Origin of the sequence: Klebsiella planticola ATCC 33531 (assembly GCF_000735435.1) — a bacterium.
GTDB lineage: Bacteria > Pseudomonadota > Gammaproteobacteria > Enterobacterales > Enterobacteriaceae > Klebsiella > Klebsiella planticola.
In genome coordinates this window covers 116,318-129,671 of record NZ_JMPP01000055.1, presented here as the reverse complement: position 1 = coordinate 129,671, position 13,354 = coordinate 116,318, and the positions used below count along the sequence as shown (strand labels likewise).

The following is a 13,354-nucleotide window of genomic DNA, read 5'->3' as shown; positions in this document are numbered from 1 at the left end:
TTTGTGAACTCAATCAAAATTCCGTTCCACTTTGCTCGTAAAACAAACAGACCATATATATCTATATGAATTAATTATGATTAATTTAGATAAAGACCCATTTGTGCATTTTATGTCTGCATTTCGCTTTTTTTTCGCTCAGCATTTGTCTTTACATCTTGTGCTGCGTGAGGTTAAAAAATGAACAAAATTATCAGGCATTTCGTCGATGAATGAACATAAGGTGCGGTTTGCGGGATGAGAAGAAGTCGTAATAGTGAGTAACATAAATGTGAACTGGAAGGGTTGATGTTTAAATTTCTTGATATTCATTAACAGAGCCTGACATAAAAAAAGGCCAGCTTACGCTGGCCTTCGGCAATGATAAGAAAAATTAATCAGAATGTGGCGTTGCGTGGAGTCCGCGGGAACGGGATCACATCACGCACGTTTTGTACGCCGGTGACATAGGCGATCAGACGCTCAAAGCCCAGGCCAAAGCCGGAGTGCGGTACGGTGCCGTAACGACGCAGGTCGCGGTACCACCAGTAGTCTTCTTTATTAAGACCCATCTCCGCCATACGCGCGTCAAGCACATCCAGGCGCTCTTCACGCTGGGAACCCCCGATGATTTCACCGATGCCAGGCGCCAGAACGTCCATGGCGGCGACGGTTTTACCGTCTTCATTAAGGCGCATATAGAACGCCTTAATGTCTTTCGGATAGTTTTTCACGACGACCGGCGCTTTGAAGTGTTCTTCAGCCAGGTAGCGCTCGTGCTCGGAAGAGAGGTCCACGCCCCAGTAAACCGGGTTTTCAAACTGCTTACCGCAGTTTTCCAGAATGGTGACGGCGTCGGTGTAATCGACCTGAGCGAAGTCGGCATCAATAAAGCGCTCCAGACGGGAAACGGCTTCTTTGTCCACGCGCTCGGCAAAGAACTTCATATCGTCCGCGCGTTCTTCCAGTACCGCCTTGAAGACGTATTTCAGCATGGCTTCCGCCAGGCCTGCGACGTCGTTCAGGTTGGCAAACGCGACTTCCGGTTCCAGCATCCAGAATTCCGCGAGGTGGCGGCTGGTGTTGGAGTTTTCGGCGCGGAAGGTTGGGCCAAAGGTGTAGATTTTAGACAGCGCACAGGCATAGGTCTCACCGTTCAACTGGCCGGATACGGTCAGGAACGACTCTTTACCAAAGAAGTCTTTATCGAAATCTACTTTGCCCTGATCGTTACGCGGCAGGTTTTCCAGATCCAGCGTGGAGACACGGAACATTTCACCCGCGCCCTCGGTATCGGAGGCGGTAATCAGCGGCGTGGAAACCCAGAAGAAGCCCTGCTCATCAAAGAAGCGATGCAGCGCTTGTGCCAGGGTATGACGCACGCGGGCGACCGCGCCAATCAGGTTGGTACGCGGACGCAGGTGCGCAACTTCACGCAGATACTCGATGCTGTGACGCTTAGCGGCCATCGGATAGGTATCCGGATCTTCTACCCAACCTGTCACTTCAACGTGGCTGGCCTGGATTTCAAAACTTTGACCCTGGCCTTGAGATGCCACGATTTTACCCGTAATGACGACCGAGCAGCCGGTGGTCAGGCGCAGCACTTCCTGATTGTAATTGGGCAGAGAATTATTAATAACGGCCTGTACAGGATCAAAGCAGGAACCGTCATAGACGGCCAGGAAGGAAAAGCCAGCTTTTGAATCTCGGCGGGTACGTACCCATCCGCGCACGGTGACTTCGCTGTCAACGGCAACACGGCCCTGGAGTACGTCGGCTACAGGCACAACGCTCATAATAGTCTCTCTATTCGTAGTCCAATAAAAAAATCTGTTTCCCCCGATAATGGGGGATATCTATGTTACCTGTCATCTTCCATCAGACAAGCAGATTTCGCACCATCAAGGGGAGTTTTCGGAAATAAATAAAGAACAAGGAGCCAGAGCGGCTCCTTGCGATGATGAATGTGGTGATTAACTGGCCTTTTTCACCGGCGGAAGGTCAAAGGCTTTACGCAGTGCCCGGACAAACGCCTTGTCGTGGCAGATAGTTTTCCCCGGGCTGTCGGAGAGCTTCGCGACCGGCTTACCGTTACATTCCACCAGCTTTATCACGATGTTTAGCGGTTTAACCTGTGGAATGTCGCAGGTTAAACGCGTACCAATGCCGAAGCTCAGATTGACCCGCGAAGAGAAGTGGCGATAGAGATCGACGGCTTTTGCCAGATCGAGGTTATCGGAAAAGACCAGCACTTTACTCATGGGGTCGATCCCCAGCTTCTGGTAATGCGCGATGGCTTTTTCGCCCCACTCGACAGGGTCGCCGGAATCGTGGCGCAGCCCCTGGTAGCGGCTGGCAAACTCCGGGCCGAAATCGCGCAGGAAAGCGTCCATGGTAATGCAGTCGGTGAGGGCGATGCCGAGTTTGTCAGGATACTCTTCCAGCCAGGCTGCCAGCGCCGCGCGCTGGCTGTTGGCTAAACTGGGGCTGATTTGCTGATGCGCCTGGAACCATTCATGCGCCTGAGTGCCCATTGGCGTCAGATGAAGACGGCGAGCCAGATCGTAGTTGCTGGTACCGATAAACCACGGCTCCTGCTGCAGACGTTCGACGATGGCCTGCTGCACTTCACGCGAGAAGCGACGGCGGGTGCCGAAGTCCATCAGACGGAAGTGGCTGAGATCGAGGTCGGCGGTGAGTTGCGCAAAATCAGCCAGCTTGTGTTCGAGGGTTTCCAGCGCTAAATCGACGCTGATTTCCGGCGAGCGATAATGATGGACCAGCTCGCTAATCACCGCCAGCAGCGGAACTTCCCACATGATGACTTCACGCCATGGACCGGACAGGCGAATATTCAGCTTGCCGTTTTCATTGTTGACGGTGACCTGGCCCGGGTCATAACGGAAGTCGCGTAGCCAGTCGAGATAATCCTGGGAAAAGAACGGCAGGGTAGACAACCAGTGATATTCATCGTCCTGCAGCTTCAGGTCGCGCATGGTTTCAACCTGCTCGCGAATTGCGTCGGCGTAGATCCCGAGCAGATCGTCCCCGCGGCAGCGGAACTCCGCCGCAACGTGTACATCGCCGTAGCGGTGGAAGACAGCCTGCTGCATGTGCAGCTTGTAGGCGTCCGTATCGAGCAGCGAGTGCAGTACAGGAGAAGTGAATTGTGTCATGGTGCGCAGTAGCGTCCTCTCACTGGAGCGTTTCCATCAAAAACCGAAGCAGAAAAAAGGAGGCGGAGTATACCTTTATTACCCGACTCTGTCCCGCAGTGACGGTCGATGGCGACGCTGACGGTCATTTGCGAGGCCTAGTTTAATATATTGAACAGGGATCACACCACAAGCTTTGCACCGGGTCGAGCGCATTTCGTGCCTCTTGTGTTATCAATATGTAGCATGTTGGTATGTAACATAATGATATAACAATATATTATCCATTCATCACTTCATCATGGGGCAGGGATGGGGCAAAATCGGATAGTTTCTGGTTCAAAAGCGCCACCTGCTCCGTGTTTTTTTCCGCCATCCATTTTCCATAAACCTTGTAAACCATCTGTGCATCGGCATGACCCATTTGTGTGGCGATGAAGTTCGGGTTTGCTCCGGCTGACAGAGACCAGCAAGCATAAGTGTGTCTCGTCTGATAAGCGTTCCGGTGTCGAAGGCCGGCGCGCTTAATATGAGCATCCCAAATTTTCTTTATCGACCCGACTGCATAATGGTCACCTGCAAGGTAGTTTCGCCCGGTTAGTCGCGGATCAAACACAAACGTACATTCGTGCTTTTCCTTTCTCCCATACTCCCGTAGGTTTACTTCTACTTCATGCTGTTTACCAAACCTTGTCATCTCTGCCTGGCTGCGGAGTGCTTCTATTGCTGGTTCAATGAGGAAAACAACCCTGTTCGTTCCAGCTTTAGTTTTTGGCATGGTAAATTCATTTGTCGGCGTAAAGTTCCTCCTGATCATCATCGTTCCCGCTTTCAGGTCGATATCCTCCCAGGCCAGTGAAACCAGCTCTCCATGACGAATGCCGGTGTACACTGCCAGGGCCCAGATGTTCCTGATCTGAGTGTGCTTGCAGCTATCAAGAAGCCTCAAAAACTCATCTCTCGAAAGAGGGTCGGGATCTGGGCGACTTCTTGTCAAAGCTGATATACCGTTAAACGGGTTTTCTGCCGTGTACCCACTCGCTACAGCAAAACTGAACATTCCTGAAATAGTGGTCATATAGTTGTTAACAGTGGGTACCGTTCTTCCCTTTGATGGTTTATGCCCTTTTTTAGGCACTTTCCACCCGGTCAGAAGCTCCTTCCTGATAATCAGCAAATCCTCTCTGTTTACTGAGGAAATGAACCTGTCACCGCCAATCCTTGGCACCATGTTTTTGACAATGGACTCATAACCCACAAATCCGTTGCTGCTCATCTCAATACGTTTGAGCTCAAGCCATTTCTCAGCGATTTCGCTTACTGTTATTTCCTTTTTCTCAACCCCGAATTTTTTCAAGTTTTGAGACTCAGGAAACTGGCTGGCATAGTTGAAGTTTCCCATTTTGATTGCGAAACATACTGAGCTTCTTAGCTCGCCAGCTGTCTTTCTGTTTTTTGGTGTGTCAGGAACGCCAAGGTTTTCCCTAACCCTGACACCCTGATAAATGAACCATATGCGAAGCGATCCGCCATGGTTCTCAACGCCAGTTGGATATGACGGTTTAGCCATTCTTCCTCCCCAGCGCCCAAGAGCATGTTAAGAATATCGCTTTCAGCATGAATGAGCACCTGGCTGTTTCGACGACTGGCGCTCTATCCACTGATTTATCGCTTCCAGGTTATACATACATTGGCTGTTCGGGTTTGGATCACCATCAGGTGATACATGCATATATTCTCGGCCAACGAACCAGGAGTTCTTTCTGGCTCTTTCAATTGTTCCAGAACGAAGACCGGTAATTTCTGTGAGTTTTTTTTCTGTAACCCACTTGTTAGGTACCAGTTGAATTACGTCGCTCATAAGCTCTCCTGAATCAGGCCGCGCGCTGGGCGCGCAGCTTTTTAATATGCTCACTCTGCTCCAGTTCGGCGCGTATCTGGTGCGCCTCTTCGGGTGAGAGCGGTTCGAAGTCGGTATTAAATCTGTCAATGCTTGCCGTGTTGATCCGACCCTGACGCCAGTAGCGCACCGTCTGACTGTCGCTACTGTGGATTAACACCGGCCATCCGTGGCTGTCTGCGAATATCTGGCCGCGCTGAATAAGCTTGAACACCTGTCACCTCCGATGCTTTCCGCGTTCTTCAGCCTCTTCCTGACAGGAGGCGCAGCGCTGACATCCCGCCACCGCCTCCCGGCGCCGTTCTGGTATTCCTTCCCCGCAATCCACACAATGAGTAGCCGATACTGCGTTATGGTCGATGCGATACTTCGCTATAGCGGCTTCTCGCTGAAGCTCTGCCAATTCGTTGGCTTGGTCGATGATTTCGGCGCTCATGCTGCACCGCCTTCGCTCTTTTCAGCTTCAATCGCCATCTGCTCAAGCTTTCGTGAAAGCGCGGCAGACAGGGCCTGGAACTCTTCCTCTGTCGCTACGGGGATCGGAACAAAACGGATACCGATATGAGCGAGGCCATGTGCGGCTTCAAGGCATTTCCTTAAATCAACGGGAGAGGCTCTGTTCATGCCGCACGCTCCAGTTCTGCGAGCCCGCCACGCACCGCGTCAATGATGCGTTCGAGGTATTGATAATTGTGGTTTGGCACTGCCGGCCATTTTGCATACCACGGGTCATCACCAAGCAGCCCTGGCAACTTTTCACCGACGCGACAATCGCAGCAGTTCTCCTTCACATCCTCAGCGCTCTCTGCCTCCTCCCACATATCCCTGGCTTCATCAGCATCGATTTCATGCTGACGCCGGAGTTTGATGATTTCACCCTTTACGAATTCAAGGTTGGCGTCGTTATCATCATCAACCGTGCTCTGCAGTTGCGGGTCAAAATAGCCGATTAGATAGTCATTGCTGACACGCTTAATAAATTCCTGAACGGTGTCTCCGCCCATAGCAAACCAGGCACCGGTCCACGCCTTTCCGAAGCATGTGATGGTGATGCGGCCCTTCCCAGGCTCATAGTTTTCAATCATCACCCTGACAGGGTCGAGGCGTTCAACATCGAAAATGGTAAACCCCAGAACATCGATTTTTTCTACCTTCATGATTCCACTCCATACCGCCCATTCATGCGGCCAATAACACTGACAAATTTCACCAGGCTGACACCCATCGGCCGGACCTTCTCGTAGTGCTTGCGAAGGATGGGGGGGGCATACAGCGTTCCACTTCGGTTTAGGCTTTACGCTCATCGCTTTGGTTAGCTCTTCTGCGCAGCGACGAGCCTGGGCGCGGAGGGCGTTTTCTTTTTCTTCTGGCGTCATGCCGCCTCCCGATTCTTTTTAAGATGGGGTGCATTCGAAAGGAAAACGGCCTTTGCAAAGCCCAGCGGGGTAGCGCTGCGAATGTTGGCGCGCTCGTCGCTGGGCGGACATTCGTGAATGCGGTTGTCCGGATACCAGTCGTTCACCAACCCGGCAAAGGATGTTCCGGAGATGGCCTCGATCGCCTTTTTCTTCGGCATCATCCGGCCGCAGGCCAGCTTCACGGCGTCGATAGCCGCTTCTACCATCGGGTGTATATTCTCTCCCGGCGCCCTGAAGCCGTTACCCGTCCAGAGGCAGGTCTGCTTCGTGTAGTTGTCATCCGCGCACAGTCCAGTGAACTGGTACGGATGGAACGTGTAATCGGCCGAACCGAATATGCTGCTGAAAACGCTAACCGGGTTTTCGAATGCCCACGGGCAGCCGGCCGCCAAGCCAACCATCCTGCATTGCTCAGCGACCAGAGCGGCCTTGGCCTGGAAATGCGGGTCTTTGGCGCGCTTGGACTCGAACCAGCGGGAACCGGAAACAGCCACGTCCGTGCATGGCGGGAAGCCGATGACGGTGACGACGTTCTCAGAGCGGACGATCTGAGATAGCCGCGGCATCGCCTCAAGGATGGTTGCCGATATGCTCTCAACAGGACCATCGATCGAAGTTTCAGGGTGCTGCGGGTCCACCAGGACGGCGCGATAACCTGCTTCGACCCATGGCTCAGCCATGACGCCAGTGATATCACACAGGCAGATAATGGTTCCTTTGCTCATGCTTCCTCCAGAGTGCCGATCCGCTTTAACTCAGCCAGCGATACGGACGTGATGATGTGTCGCGGACTGATGAACGGTCGCCAGATAAACAGTAGCGAGCCTTTTGGGTTGCTCTGGCGCTTGCCTGTAACGGATGCCGGAACAAACTGGACGCGACCGCCGGTTATCAGCCTCAGTTCATCAGCTGACTGCATAGCCGAGATAAACCAGCCGGTAGAGATGTCAGCCGGCAACAGCATCACTACAGCCTGAGACTGCGCTCTGGATTGTTCGGCAGCCTTTTCCACCCATGGACCGATATCGGAATAGGGCGGGTTACACCAGATCGAGCCGTATGACGTCCAGTCGCTGTTCAGCGAGTCATCCAGCTCAGTGAGGTAATGAGCGCAAAGCGCATTACTCTCAGAGGCTGCAGCGTCCAGCCAGAAGCCAAATTCGCGATCGAGGGCATTGAAAATTTCAATCGGTGTTTGCCAGTAGTCACGTTCATTTTTTGGTGTTTTCGATCCGCCGAAATCAGTCATTGCGCACCTCTTTTCGTGTCCAGCTTCTCTGCAAGCCTCTGAGCTTTTAACGGGTTACTCACCACTTCACCCCAAGGCATTAGCCAGCCGCGGCGAATTACGGAGTACGTGAACTTCACTTTCCCTACGGTTATGGCGTCGCGGTGATGTTTCATTCTTCCTCCCCTGGGATTCGATAAATTTCCCCGCCAATCACTCCGTCACCCCAGTGCTCTACAGAGAGAAAAGGCATTACCTGCTGAAGTTCAGGTGCAGAGATGATCACTTCACACATCTCAAGAGCTGGCGCCCATCCCTCGTAATAAGGCTCGTGGTAATTGAGAGTTATTCCTGCAGTGTGTCCAAGCGCACCCCGCACGGTCTGCCAGCGGTGGAACGCGGTGATGTTATTCCGCGCATCCTTGCGCAGAATGGCCAGTATTGATTCAGCTGTGATTTTCATGACTGCCACCAACTGATACCTGCTTCAGCTCTTTCAGTCGAATACCGGTAACGTCTTTGCACTTCGTCTGATGCTCAGGAAAACCATGCAGGCTATTCCATGCCTTCCCGTAGCTACCCTGAAGAGCTTTTGGGTCATTCTCTGAGCTCGCGTAATTCGTGAACTCAGCAAGAATCTGGTCTGCATCAGCAGGTTTCACCTGGTGAGCTTCGTAATCCGGGTCAACGGTCGTCTCTTCGGTAGGAATGCAGAACGCCTGAAAAGCGGCATATTTATAAGCAATCGACATGGCTTTGTTCGTCGCTTTGTCGCCGCTGTCCATTGCTTCCCCGTAGGTGACAACAGTATGAAAACTTCCATCTTCTGTACTGACAAAGTCGAACTCAGCCCGGACGGTTACGTAAAACAGGGCACCACCACTTTTGCTGGTTCGCTCGCAGGATGACCGTTCAGTGCACCGCGGGAGGATCAGCAACTTGTGCTTCACCAGGGCGGGGGCCAGAGCGTTGTAAACGTCATCGATCCCACGGAATGCGTAGTTGACCTGGCTGCCTTGTTTTTTTCTTTGCTGATGCCTTTCTCTGCCAGCTCTCCGGCTACAGCGCTGATAGCGGCGTATACTTTTTTCTCCGTCATTGAAAATTCCCCGCAAACTCGTCCCAGTTGATTTCTGGGTTCAGGCGCTCAGCTGACAAATCAACCAGGCCTTCATTACCTTCATCAGGAGTGCTGATTGCTTCTGACATCAGCTGGATAAATGCATCGTCATCCCATTTTTCTGCTGCGCTCATGCTGCCCGCTCCCGGTGCGTAATTACGTACCCTTGTTCAGAAAGCCATTCCAGAATCACTGCGGTGTCCAGCTGTGGAAGCACGTCACGCGTATCAACCGTTCCGTCGAGTACAACACCGTCAAGCTCCAGCACCTGATCACGCTGCGTATTCAAGTAGCCATGTGCATGGTCGTATCTGAGTTTTAATTTCATGACGCACCTCAGTAACTGATCCCGGTACGCGGGATTTTTCCGTCTTTAATCGCGGTCAGAACTTCAATCGCCTGATCGCGGGTTAAGCTGGTATTGGCCTGCAGAGCTTTGACGATGTCAGTACCGACAGTCTTACGGTGCTTAACGTCGGCTTCCCGCCGCGCCTGCTCGTCAGCTTTGCGCTTCTCCTCTGCCAGTCGGGCCTGTTCTCGTTGCTCTGCCTCGCGGCGGATGCGATCGGCTTCTTCCTGAGCCTTGCGGCGCTCAGCTTCCACTGCTTCGAATTTTTCCCGTTCCGCCCGGGCGTCTGCTTCCTGCTTCTCGCGTGCCGCACGCTGCTCTGCTTCGATTCGTTGACGTTCAGCCAGCTCTGCGCGCGCTTTTTCTTCAGCTTCACGGCGTGCTGCGGCTTCCAGTTCAGCTTTGTGTTTATTTTCTGCATCCCGGCGGGCTTGCTCTGCCGCTTCCTGCTTCAGTCTCTCGTCACGCTCACGTTGAGCCTGCTCTGCCTGGATGCGCTGCTCTTCGCGGTCACGGTCGAAAGCGTCATTCATCAGCAAGGCCATTTCGTGGTCGGTTTCAATCTGTTTTTTCAGGGCCTCGAGTGCCGCTGTTTGCTCGGCTTCAATACGGCGGCGCTCTTCTTCTGCAGCCTTTTCCTCAGCAATGCGTGCCTGTTCAGCTTCCCACTCGGTCAGAGGGCGGCGCACTTCATCTTTCAGCGCATCGAGACGCTCACGAGCCACGCGGCGGCTTTCGTCGATCTGCTTTGGCAGCGCCTTCAACTCAGCGACCAGGTCTTTACCTGCGTTGTCTATGTAGGTTTTCGAGCGCGCCACCTTGTGAGCCATGGATGCGATGGCATCGCGGCCTTTTTTGGTGGTTACGTCCGGCACCAGGCTGCGGGCCTCTTTTTCGATCGCTTCGATAAGTGGGTCGAGCTGGTCGTTACTGGTGAATATGGCCATCGCATTGCTTTTCTCGATGACGACTAAATCTGTTATTTCGCTCATGGTTTCCCCTGAAATTTGGTTGTAAGAATCCCGGCGCGATAAAGGCCGCCTGATAGCTCAGTTAAATTCGTGCGCTGATATGCGCGGGTTAATGCGTCCCGGCGGGTACCAGGTTGGGCTCAACGCTTCGTGATGCGTATGGCCGGCGAATGTGGCGCAAATTGCCTTGTGGCTCGTGCCAGTAGCTGCCGTCGCGGTAGTCGAAGCTGACCAGCCATGCAGCGCCGGTGCGGTTATTGCGCATCATCACGGCGCGTCCGTTGTTTGGAATTGCTTTAGCCATTGAACACCCCCGTAACGTGCAGAATTTTGATAACCACCGCTGCCCAGATAACGACGCAGATCAGCAGGCAGTAAATCATTGAACGAATGCCGTTTCTGCTCATGCATCCTCCCGAGCCTTAAGCATTGCGTCGGCAACTAGGAATGCATCTCTTGCCACGCACTGCGCATGATTTTCATTTATGAGATCCCACATGCCATGGTTGGCCAGCATTCCCTGCATCGCCTTTGCTGCGAAGTAATCTCTCAGCGTCATGCCTTCTTCCTGATACTGAAGGACGTTGTTTTGACCGTCGTATTCCCACTGCTGACGTGGGAAAGCTTGTCCACCTGTTTCTTTGCTCATTTGCCACCCCAGCACTGAACGCTGACAGCTACGACTGCAACCAAAAACGGAACGACCTTTAACCAAAAATTACGCCATGCAGGCTTGTCTTCTTCGCGGATCATCTCTTCACCTTGCCTTATCGCCGGCTAGCGGAGCGTTGTTGCTAATGACCGGCGTTGCCGGTGTTGTTTGGATGAGTTGAATATACAAAATACAATCAATCTTGTAAACACATAAAATTGTATTTTGTTGTATTTGGCATTTAAATGTTTGTTATTATTGTTTTTATATTTGTTATTTGATGGTTTTTGGGGAGGGGATCTTGTGCTGAGGGCGAAAAAAAAGCCCGGCAGCGGGCTTTACAGAAGTGATGGTGGTTATTTTTGCAGGATTTTTATTGCGGAAGGGTTGAGCATAGAAGGGGGAAGACTGCGAAGATTATAAAGGTAAGTCATATAGCACCCGCAATCCTTGGGGATGGGTATGTCATTGAGGAAGCCATCAGATTCAGGCCTTATCAATTTTTTCTTTATCGCCCATGACCCCTTAATTGTATAGATCCGACCATCTCGCTCTGCATGCTCTTTGCAGCCTCTTGATCTCCATATAGCTGCAAGGGCATTGTTATCTATAGCATAAATATGATCAGCTGCATTCAGAAGCGTTTTCGCACTCTGAACTGAAGAGTCAACGCTTGCAGGTTCATACTGTTTTAATTTCTTTTTTGTAGCCTTTTTTTTATGCCAGAACAGGATAAATAAACAGCATGCAACCGCTAAGATTACCCCCAACAAAAAAGAGGAAATGATCATAAATACAATACCTTATATGCTAAAGTAAAACTGAATACCAAAAAACCCTTCCTATGATTTCAACGTCTTGCTCCATTGCCTCTTCGTCCTCTCGGTTGAAGCTGCGGATCACAAGAATTCCACCTGGCTTACGGTATAACTGCTTTATCCGCTTTAGCTTTTCATCTCCGGCCCCTGGTTGCGCGATAGCATATAATTTTCCATCAATAATCCGTTTGTTATTGGTATCTACTGCAACCGTTGTGCCGTCGGGGATAACTGGCTCCATGCTGTCTCCAGTCGCCGGGAAGCAGATGACGCCAGATCCATCGCTGTTAGCGCCTACTCTTCGTAAAGTGGCCTTGGAAAATCTCAACTTAAAACCATTATGATCATCGCTTTGAATGCGCCCATCTCCGCAAGCAAATTCAATATCTTTCAAAAAAGGTACTTCCACTTCACCGTCACTTAGTGGGGTATTTTTGTCCCATGAATCGACATGAGACCATTCTTTTTCGGGTGGAATCTCACTGATCATTTCATGCTCACCAGTTAAGAGCCAGCTTACGGAACACTTTAAAGCCGCTGCTAACTCCGGCAAGTATCTAGGGCGCTTCGTCCTTCCGTCTTCAAGTTGCTGTATAGCCTGCTGAGAGGTTTTAGCTAGTGAAGCCAGCTCCGCCTGCGTCAATGACAGTTCCGCACGCCTTAGTTTTACTCTGTCCGCAATATTCATATCCACCTCATAAACCGATCCCTCATGCTTACAAGAAACAAGGTATTTGACAAACAAGTTTGTTTGACAATAAAATACAAATAACCTTGTAAAGGAGGCACCATGGAAACTCTTTCTGACCGCGTTAAAAAACGCCGTAGTGAACTTAATTTGACCCAGGCCGGACTTGCTGAAATTTCTGGAACCAAACAGCAGACCATTCAGCAAGTTGAATCCGGATTAACAAAACGCCCACGCAAGCTCATTGAGCTAGCGACCGCCCTTCAGTGCGAGCCAAGCTGGCTTCTTTTCGGAGAGCAAGGGAATAAAACTAATGCCGCCTGACCGGCGGCCATTCCAAACAACACCATAGGGAGTATCACAAATGGGGACCTCAACAGCACGCAACAAAGTGGAGGCTCAGAGGATAGAGAGCTGGTTACACAGCCAGATATCAGAACTGGGCACAACGACAATCGCAAAAGTTGCCGGCGTCAATAAATCGACGGTGAGTCGGTGGCGGGAAAGTTTGCTACCGAACATGTCGCTGCTGCTGGCCATCCTGATTTCTCATCGTAAGTCCGAAGAAGGGCAGATGGAGGCTTGATGAACCACATCGAATTCATTGAGAAGAACGTCCGCGAAGAGCTGATGCGCCAGGGATTCACTCAGGCAGTGGCTCAGGGGGGGGCATACCAGGCGGTCGATATGTACAAGCGCATGTCGCAGGCCAGTCGCAAGGGGAGGATTTTTGATGATGTTTTACGCCACGCAAAGCTGTGGGCAGAGAAACAAACGCTGCCGTCAGACAAGTTTGAAAAGAAAAGGGCAAAGCCTGTTAAGCAGCAGGGGTTGTTCTGAAAAAGGCGAAAGCCGCGGTGCGCGAACACCAACGGCTTTCAGGCGAATTAACTGGATCAATTCACAGGAGTAATTATGCCTAAGAGCAACAGATTTTACCAGGTCCAAACACACAAAAACGTTACTCGTGACCGATTTGTCCGTTCGGTAAATCCGGTGGTGGCTGAAAAGATGCGCGCCATCCTGGAAGATCTGAAGCGGAAGGAGGAAGGCCGTGAGTAACGTTCTTCGCA

General features: G+C 51.6%; 24 protein-coding genes and 2 pseudogenes. 4 read left to right on the top strand and 22 right to left on the bottom strand.

Annotated features, from left to right (window positions below; all coding sequences use genetic code 11):
* Positions 1 to 377 precede the first annotated feature (377 nt).
* The 22 genes and pseudogenes from asnS to GRPL_RS04775 all read right to left on the bottom strand — a co-directional run bounded on the left by asnS (position 378) and on the right by GRPL_RS04775 (position 12,281).
* On the bottom strand, positions 378 to 1,778 hold the full coding sequence (gene asnS, locus GRPL_RS04725; protein WP_004860113.1) for an asparagine--tRNA ligase: 1,401 nt from the start codon (positions 1,776 to 1,778) through the stop codon (positions 378 to 380).
* Positions 1,779 to 1,955: 177 nt separating this feature from the next.
* Positions 1,956 to 3,158 carry a nicotinate phosphoribosyltransferase gene (pncB, locus tag GRPL_RS04730; protein WP_032688578.1) on the bottom strand — a complete coding sequence of 401 codons (1,203 nt, stop codon included), beginning with the start codon at positions 3,156 to 3,158 and terminating at the stop codon, positions 1,956 to 1,958.
* 259 nt (positions 3,159 to 3,417) lie between these two features.
* Positions 3,418 to 4,707: a tyrosine-type recombinase/integrase gene (locus GRPL_RS04735; protein ID WP_032700443.1), complete on the bottom strand. Its 1,290-nt coding sequence runs from the start codon at positions 4,705 to 4,707 to the stop codon at positions 3,418 to 3,420.
* A 42-nt stretch (positions 4,708 to 4,749) separates the two neighbouring features.
* Positions 4,750 to 4,998, bottom strand: coding sequence for an excisionase family protein (locus tag GRPL_RS27180; protein WP_015584784.1), 249 nt, complete (start codon positions 4,996 to 4,998; stop codon positions 4,750 to 4,752).
* 13 nt (positions 4,999 to 5,011) lie between these two features.
* Positions 5,012 to 5,251, bottom strand: a complete 240-nt coding sequence (locus GRPL_RS04740) for a DUF4222 domain-containing protein (protein WP_032700442.1) — start codon at positions 5,249 to 5,251, stop codon at positions 5,012 to 5,014.
* Positions 5,252 to 5,254: 3 nt separating this feature from the next.
* Positions 5,255 to 5,473: a TraR/DksA family transcriptional regulator gene (locus GRPL_RS0126030; protein ID WP_032700441.1), complete on the bottom strand. Its 219-nt coding sequence runs from the start codon at positions 5,471 to 5,473 to the stop codon at positions 5,255 to 5,257.
* Positions 5,470 to 5,661 carry a DUF1382 family protein gene (locus GRPL_RS04745; RefSeq protein ID WP_032700440.1) on the bottom strand — a complete coding sequence of 64 codons (192 nt, stop codon included), beginning with the start codon at positions 5,659 to 5,661 and terminating at the stop codon, positions 5,470 to 5,472. Before GRPL_RS04745 ends, GRPL_RS0126030 begins: the two co-directional genes overlap by 4 nt.
* On the bottom strand, positions 5,658 to 6,194 hold the full coding sequence (locus GRPL_RS04750) for a phiTE_072 family protein (RefSeq protein WP_032700439.1): 537 nt from the start codon (positions 6,192 to 6,194) through the stop codon (positions 5,658 to 5,660). The genes GRPL_RS04745 and GRPL_RS04750 overlap by 4 nt, the downstream gene beginning before the upstream one ends.
* Positions 6,191 to 6,413: pseudogene (locus tag GRPL_RS28065) on the bottom strand (hypothetical protein). The gene GRPL_RS04750 and the pseudogene GRPL_RS28065 overlap by 4 nt, the downstream one beginning before the upstream one ends.
* Positions 6,410 to 7,180 (bottom strand): hypothetical protein, encoded by a 771-nt coding sequence (locus GRPL_RS04755; protein WP_032700438.1) that lies wholly within the window; start codon positions 7,178 to 7,180, stop codon positions 6,410 to 6,412. The pseudogene GRPL_RS28065 and the gene GRPL_RS04755 overlap by 4 nt, the downstream one beginning before the upstream one ends.
* Entirely contained in the window at positions 7,177 to 7,704 is a 528-nt protein-coding gene (locus tag GRPL_RS04760) for a phage N-6-adenine-methyltransferase (protein ID WP_032700437.1), read from the bottom strand. The genes GRPL_RS04755 and GRPL_RS04760 overlap by 4 nt, the downstream gene beginning before the upstream one ends.
* Positions 7,701 to 7,859 carry a DUF1317 family protein gene (locus tag GRPL_RS27170; protein ID WP_072003706.1) on the bottom strand — a complete coding sequence of 53 codons (159 nt, stop codon included), beginning with the start codon at positions 7,857 to 7,859 and terminating at the stop codon, positions 7,701 to 7,703. Before GRPL_RS27170 ends, GRPL_RS04760 begins: the two co-directional genes overlap by 4 nt.
* On the bottom strand, positions 7,856 to 8,146 hold the full coding sequence (locus GRPL_RS0126025) for a hypothetical protein (protein ID WP_032700436.1): 291 nt from the start codon (positions 8,144 to 8,146) through the stop codon (positions 7,856 to 7,858). The genes GRPL_RS27170 and GRPL_RS0126025 overlap by 4 nt, the downstream gene beginning before the upstream one ends.
* Positions 8,130 to 8,782 (bottom strand): annotated as a pseudogene (locus GRPL_RS26310) (ERF family protein). The gene GRPL_RS0126025 and the pseudogene GRPL_RS26310 overlap by 17 nt, the downstream one beginning before the upstream one ends.
* Positions 8,779 to 8,937, bottom strand: coding sequence for a hypothetical protein (locus tag GRPL_RS28060; protein ID WP_162180113.1), 159 nt, complete (start codon positions 8,935 to 8,937; stop codon positions 8,779 to 8,781). The pseudogene GRPL_RS26310 and the gene GRPL_RS28060 overlap by 4 nt, the downstream one beginning before the upstream one ends.
* Positions 8,934 to 9,131 carry a hypothetical protein gene (locus tag GRPL_RS0126015; RefSeq protein ID WP_032700434.1) on the bottom strand — a complete coding sequence of 66 codons (198 nt, stop codon included), beginning with the start codon at positions 9,129 to 9,131 and terminating at the stop codon, positions 8,934 to 8,936. The genes GRPL_RS28060 and GRPL_RS0126015 overlap by 4 nt, the downstream gene beginning before the upstream one ends.
* Before the next feature lie 8 nt (positions 9,132 to 9,139).
* Entirely contained in the window at positions 9,140 to 10,144 is a 1,005-nt protein-coding gene (locus tag GRPL_RS04765; protein WP_032700433.1) for a coiled-coil domain-containing protein, read from the bottom strand.
* Positions 10,145 to 10,232: 88 nt separating this feature from the next.
* Positions 10,233 to 10,427, bottom strand: coding sequence for a hypothetical protein (locus GRPL_RS04770; RefSeq protein WP_032688565.1), 195 nt, complete (start codon positions 10,425 to 10,427; stop codon positions 10,233 to 10,235).
* Positions 10,420 to 10,530, bottom strand: a complete 111-nt coding sequence (locus tag GRPL_RS28055; RefSeq protein WP_162180112.1) for a hypothetical protein — start codon at positions 10,528 to 10,530, stop codon at positions 10,420 to 10,422. Before GRPL_RS28055 ends, GRPL_RS04770 begins: the two co-directional genes overlap by 8 nt.
* Entirely contained in the window at positions 10,527 to 10,772 is a 246-nt protein-coding gene (locus GRPL_RS0126010; protein WP_032700432.1) for a hypothetical protein, read from the bottom strand. The genes GRPL_RS28055 and GRPL_RS0126010 overlap by 4 nt, the downstream gene beginning before the upstream one ends.
* Before the next feature lie 359 nt (positions 10,773 to 11,131).
* Positions 11,132 to 11,566, bottom strand: a complete 435-nt coding sequence (locus GRPL_RS0126005) for a hypothetical protein (protein WP_050500331.1) — start codon at positions 11,564 to 11,566, stop codon at positions 11,132 to 11,134.
* A 19-nt stretch (positions 11,567 to 11,585) separates the two neighbouring features.
* A complete protein-coding gene (locus GRPL_RS04775) occupies positions 11,586 to 12,281 on the bottom strand; it encodes an XRE family transcriptional regulator (protein ID WP_032700430.1) in 696 nt (231 codons plus the stop codon).
* 102 nt (positions 12,282 to 12,383) lie between these two features.
* Between GRPL_RS04775 and GRPL_RS04780 the strand changes: the two genes are divergently transcribed.
* The 4 genes from GRPL_RS04780 to GRPL_RS28045 all read left to right on the top strand — a co-directional run bounded on the left by GRPL_RS04780 (position 12,384) and on the right by GRPL_RS28045 (position 13,343).
* A complete protein-coding gene (locus GRPL_RS04780; RefSeq protein ID WP_032700429.1) occupies positions 12,384 to 12,605 on the top strand; it encodes a helix-turn-helix domain-containing protein in 222 nt (73 codons plus the stop codon).
* A gap of 40 nt (positions 12,606 to 12,645) precedes the next feature.
* A complete protein-coding gene (locus GRPL_RS0126000; RefSeq protein WP_032700427.1) occupies positions 12,646 to 12,867 on the top strand; it encodes a CII family transcriptional regulator in 222 nt (73 codons plus the stop codon).
* A complete protein-coding gene (locus GRPL_RS28050) occupies positions 12,867 to 13,121 on the top strand; it encodes a hypothetical protein (RefSeq protein ID WP_032700425.1) in 255 nt (84 codons plus the stop codon). Before GRPL_RS0126000 ends, GRPL_RS28050 begins: the two co-directional genes overlap by 1 nt.
* A gap of 75 nt (positions 13,122 to 13,196) precedes the next feature.
* On the top strand, positions 13,197 to 13,343 hold the full coding sequence (locus GRPL_RS28045) for a hypothetical protein (protein ID WP_162180111.1): 147 nt from the start codon (positions 13,197 to 13,199) through the stop codon (positions 13,341 to 13,343).
* Positions 13,344 to 13,354 lie beyond the last annotated feature (11 nt).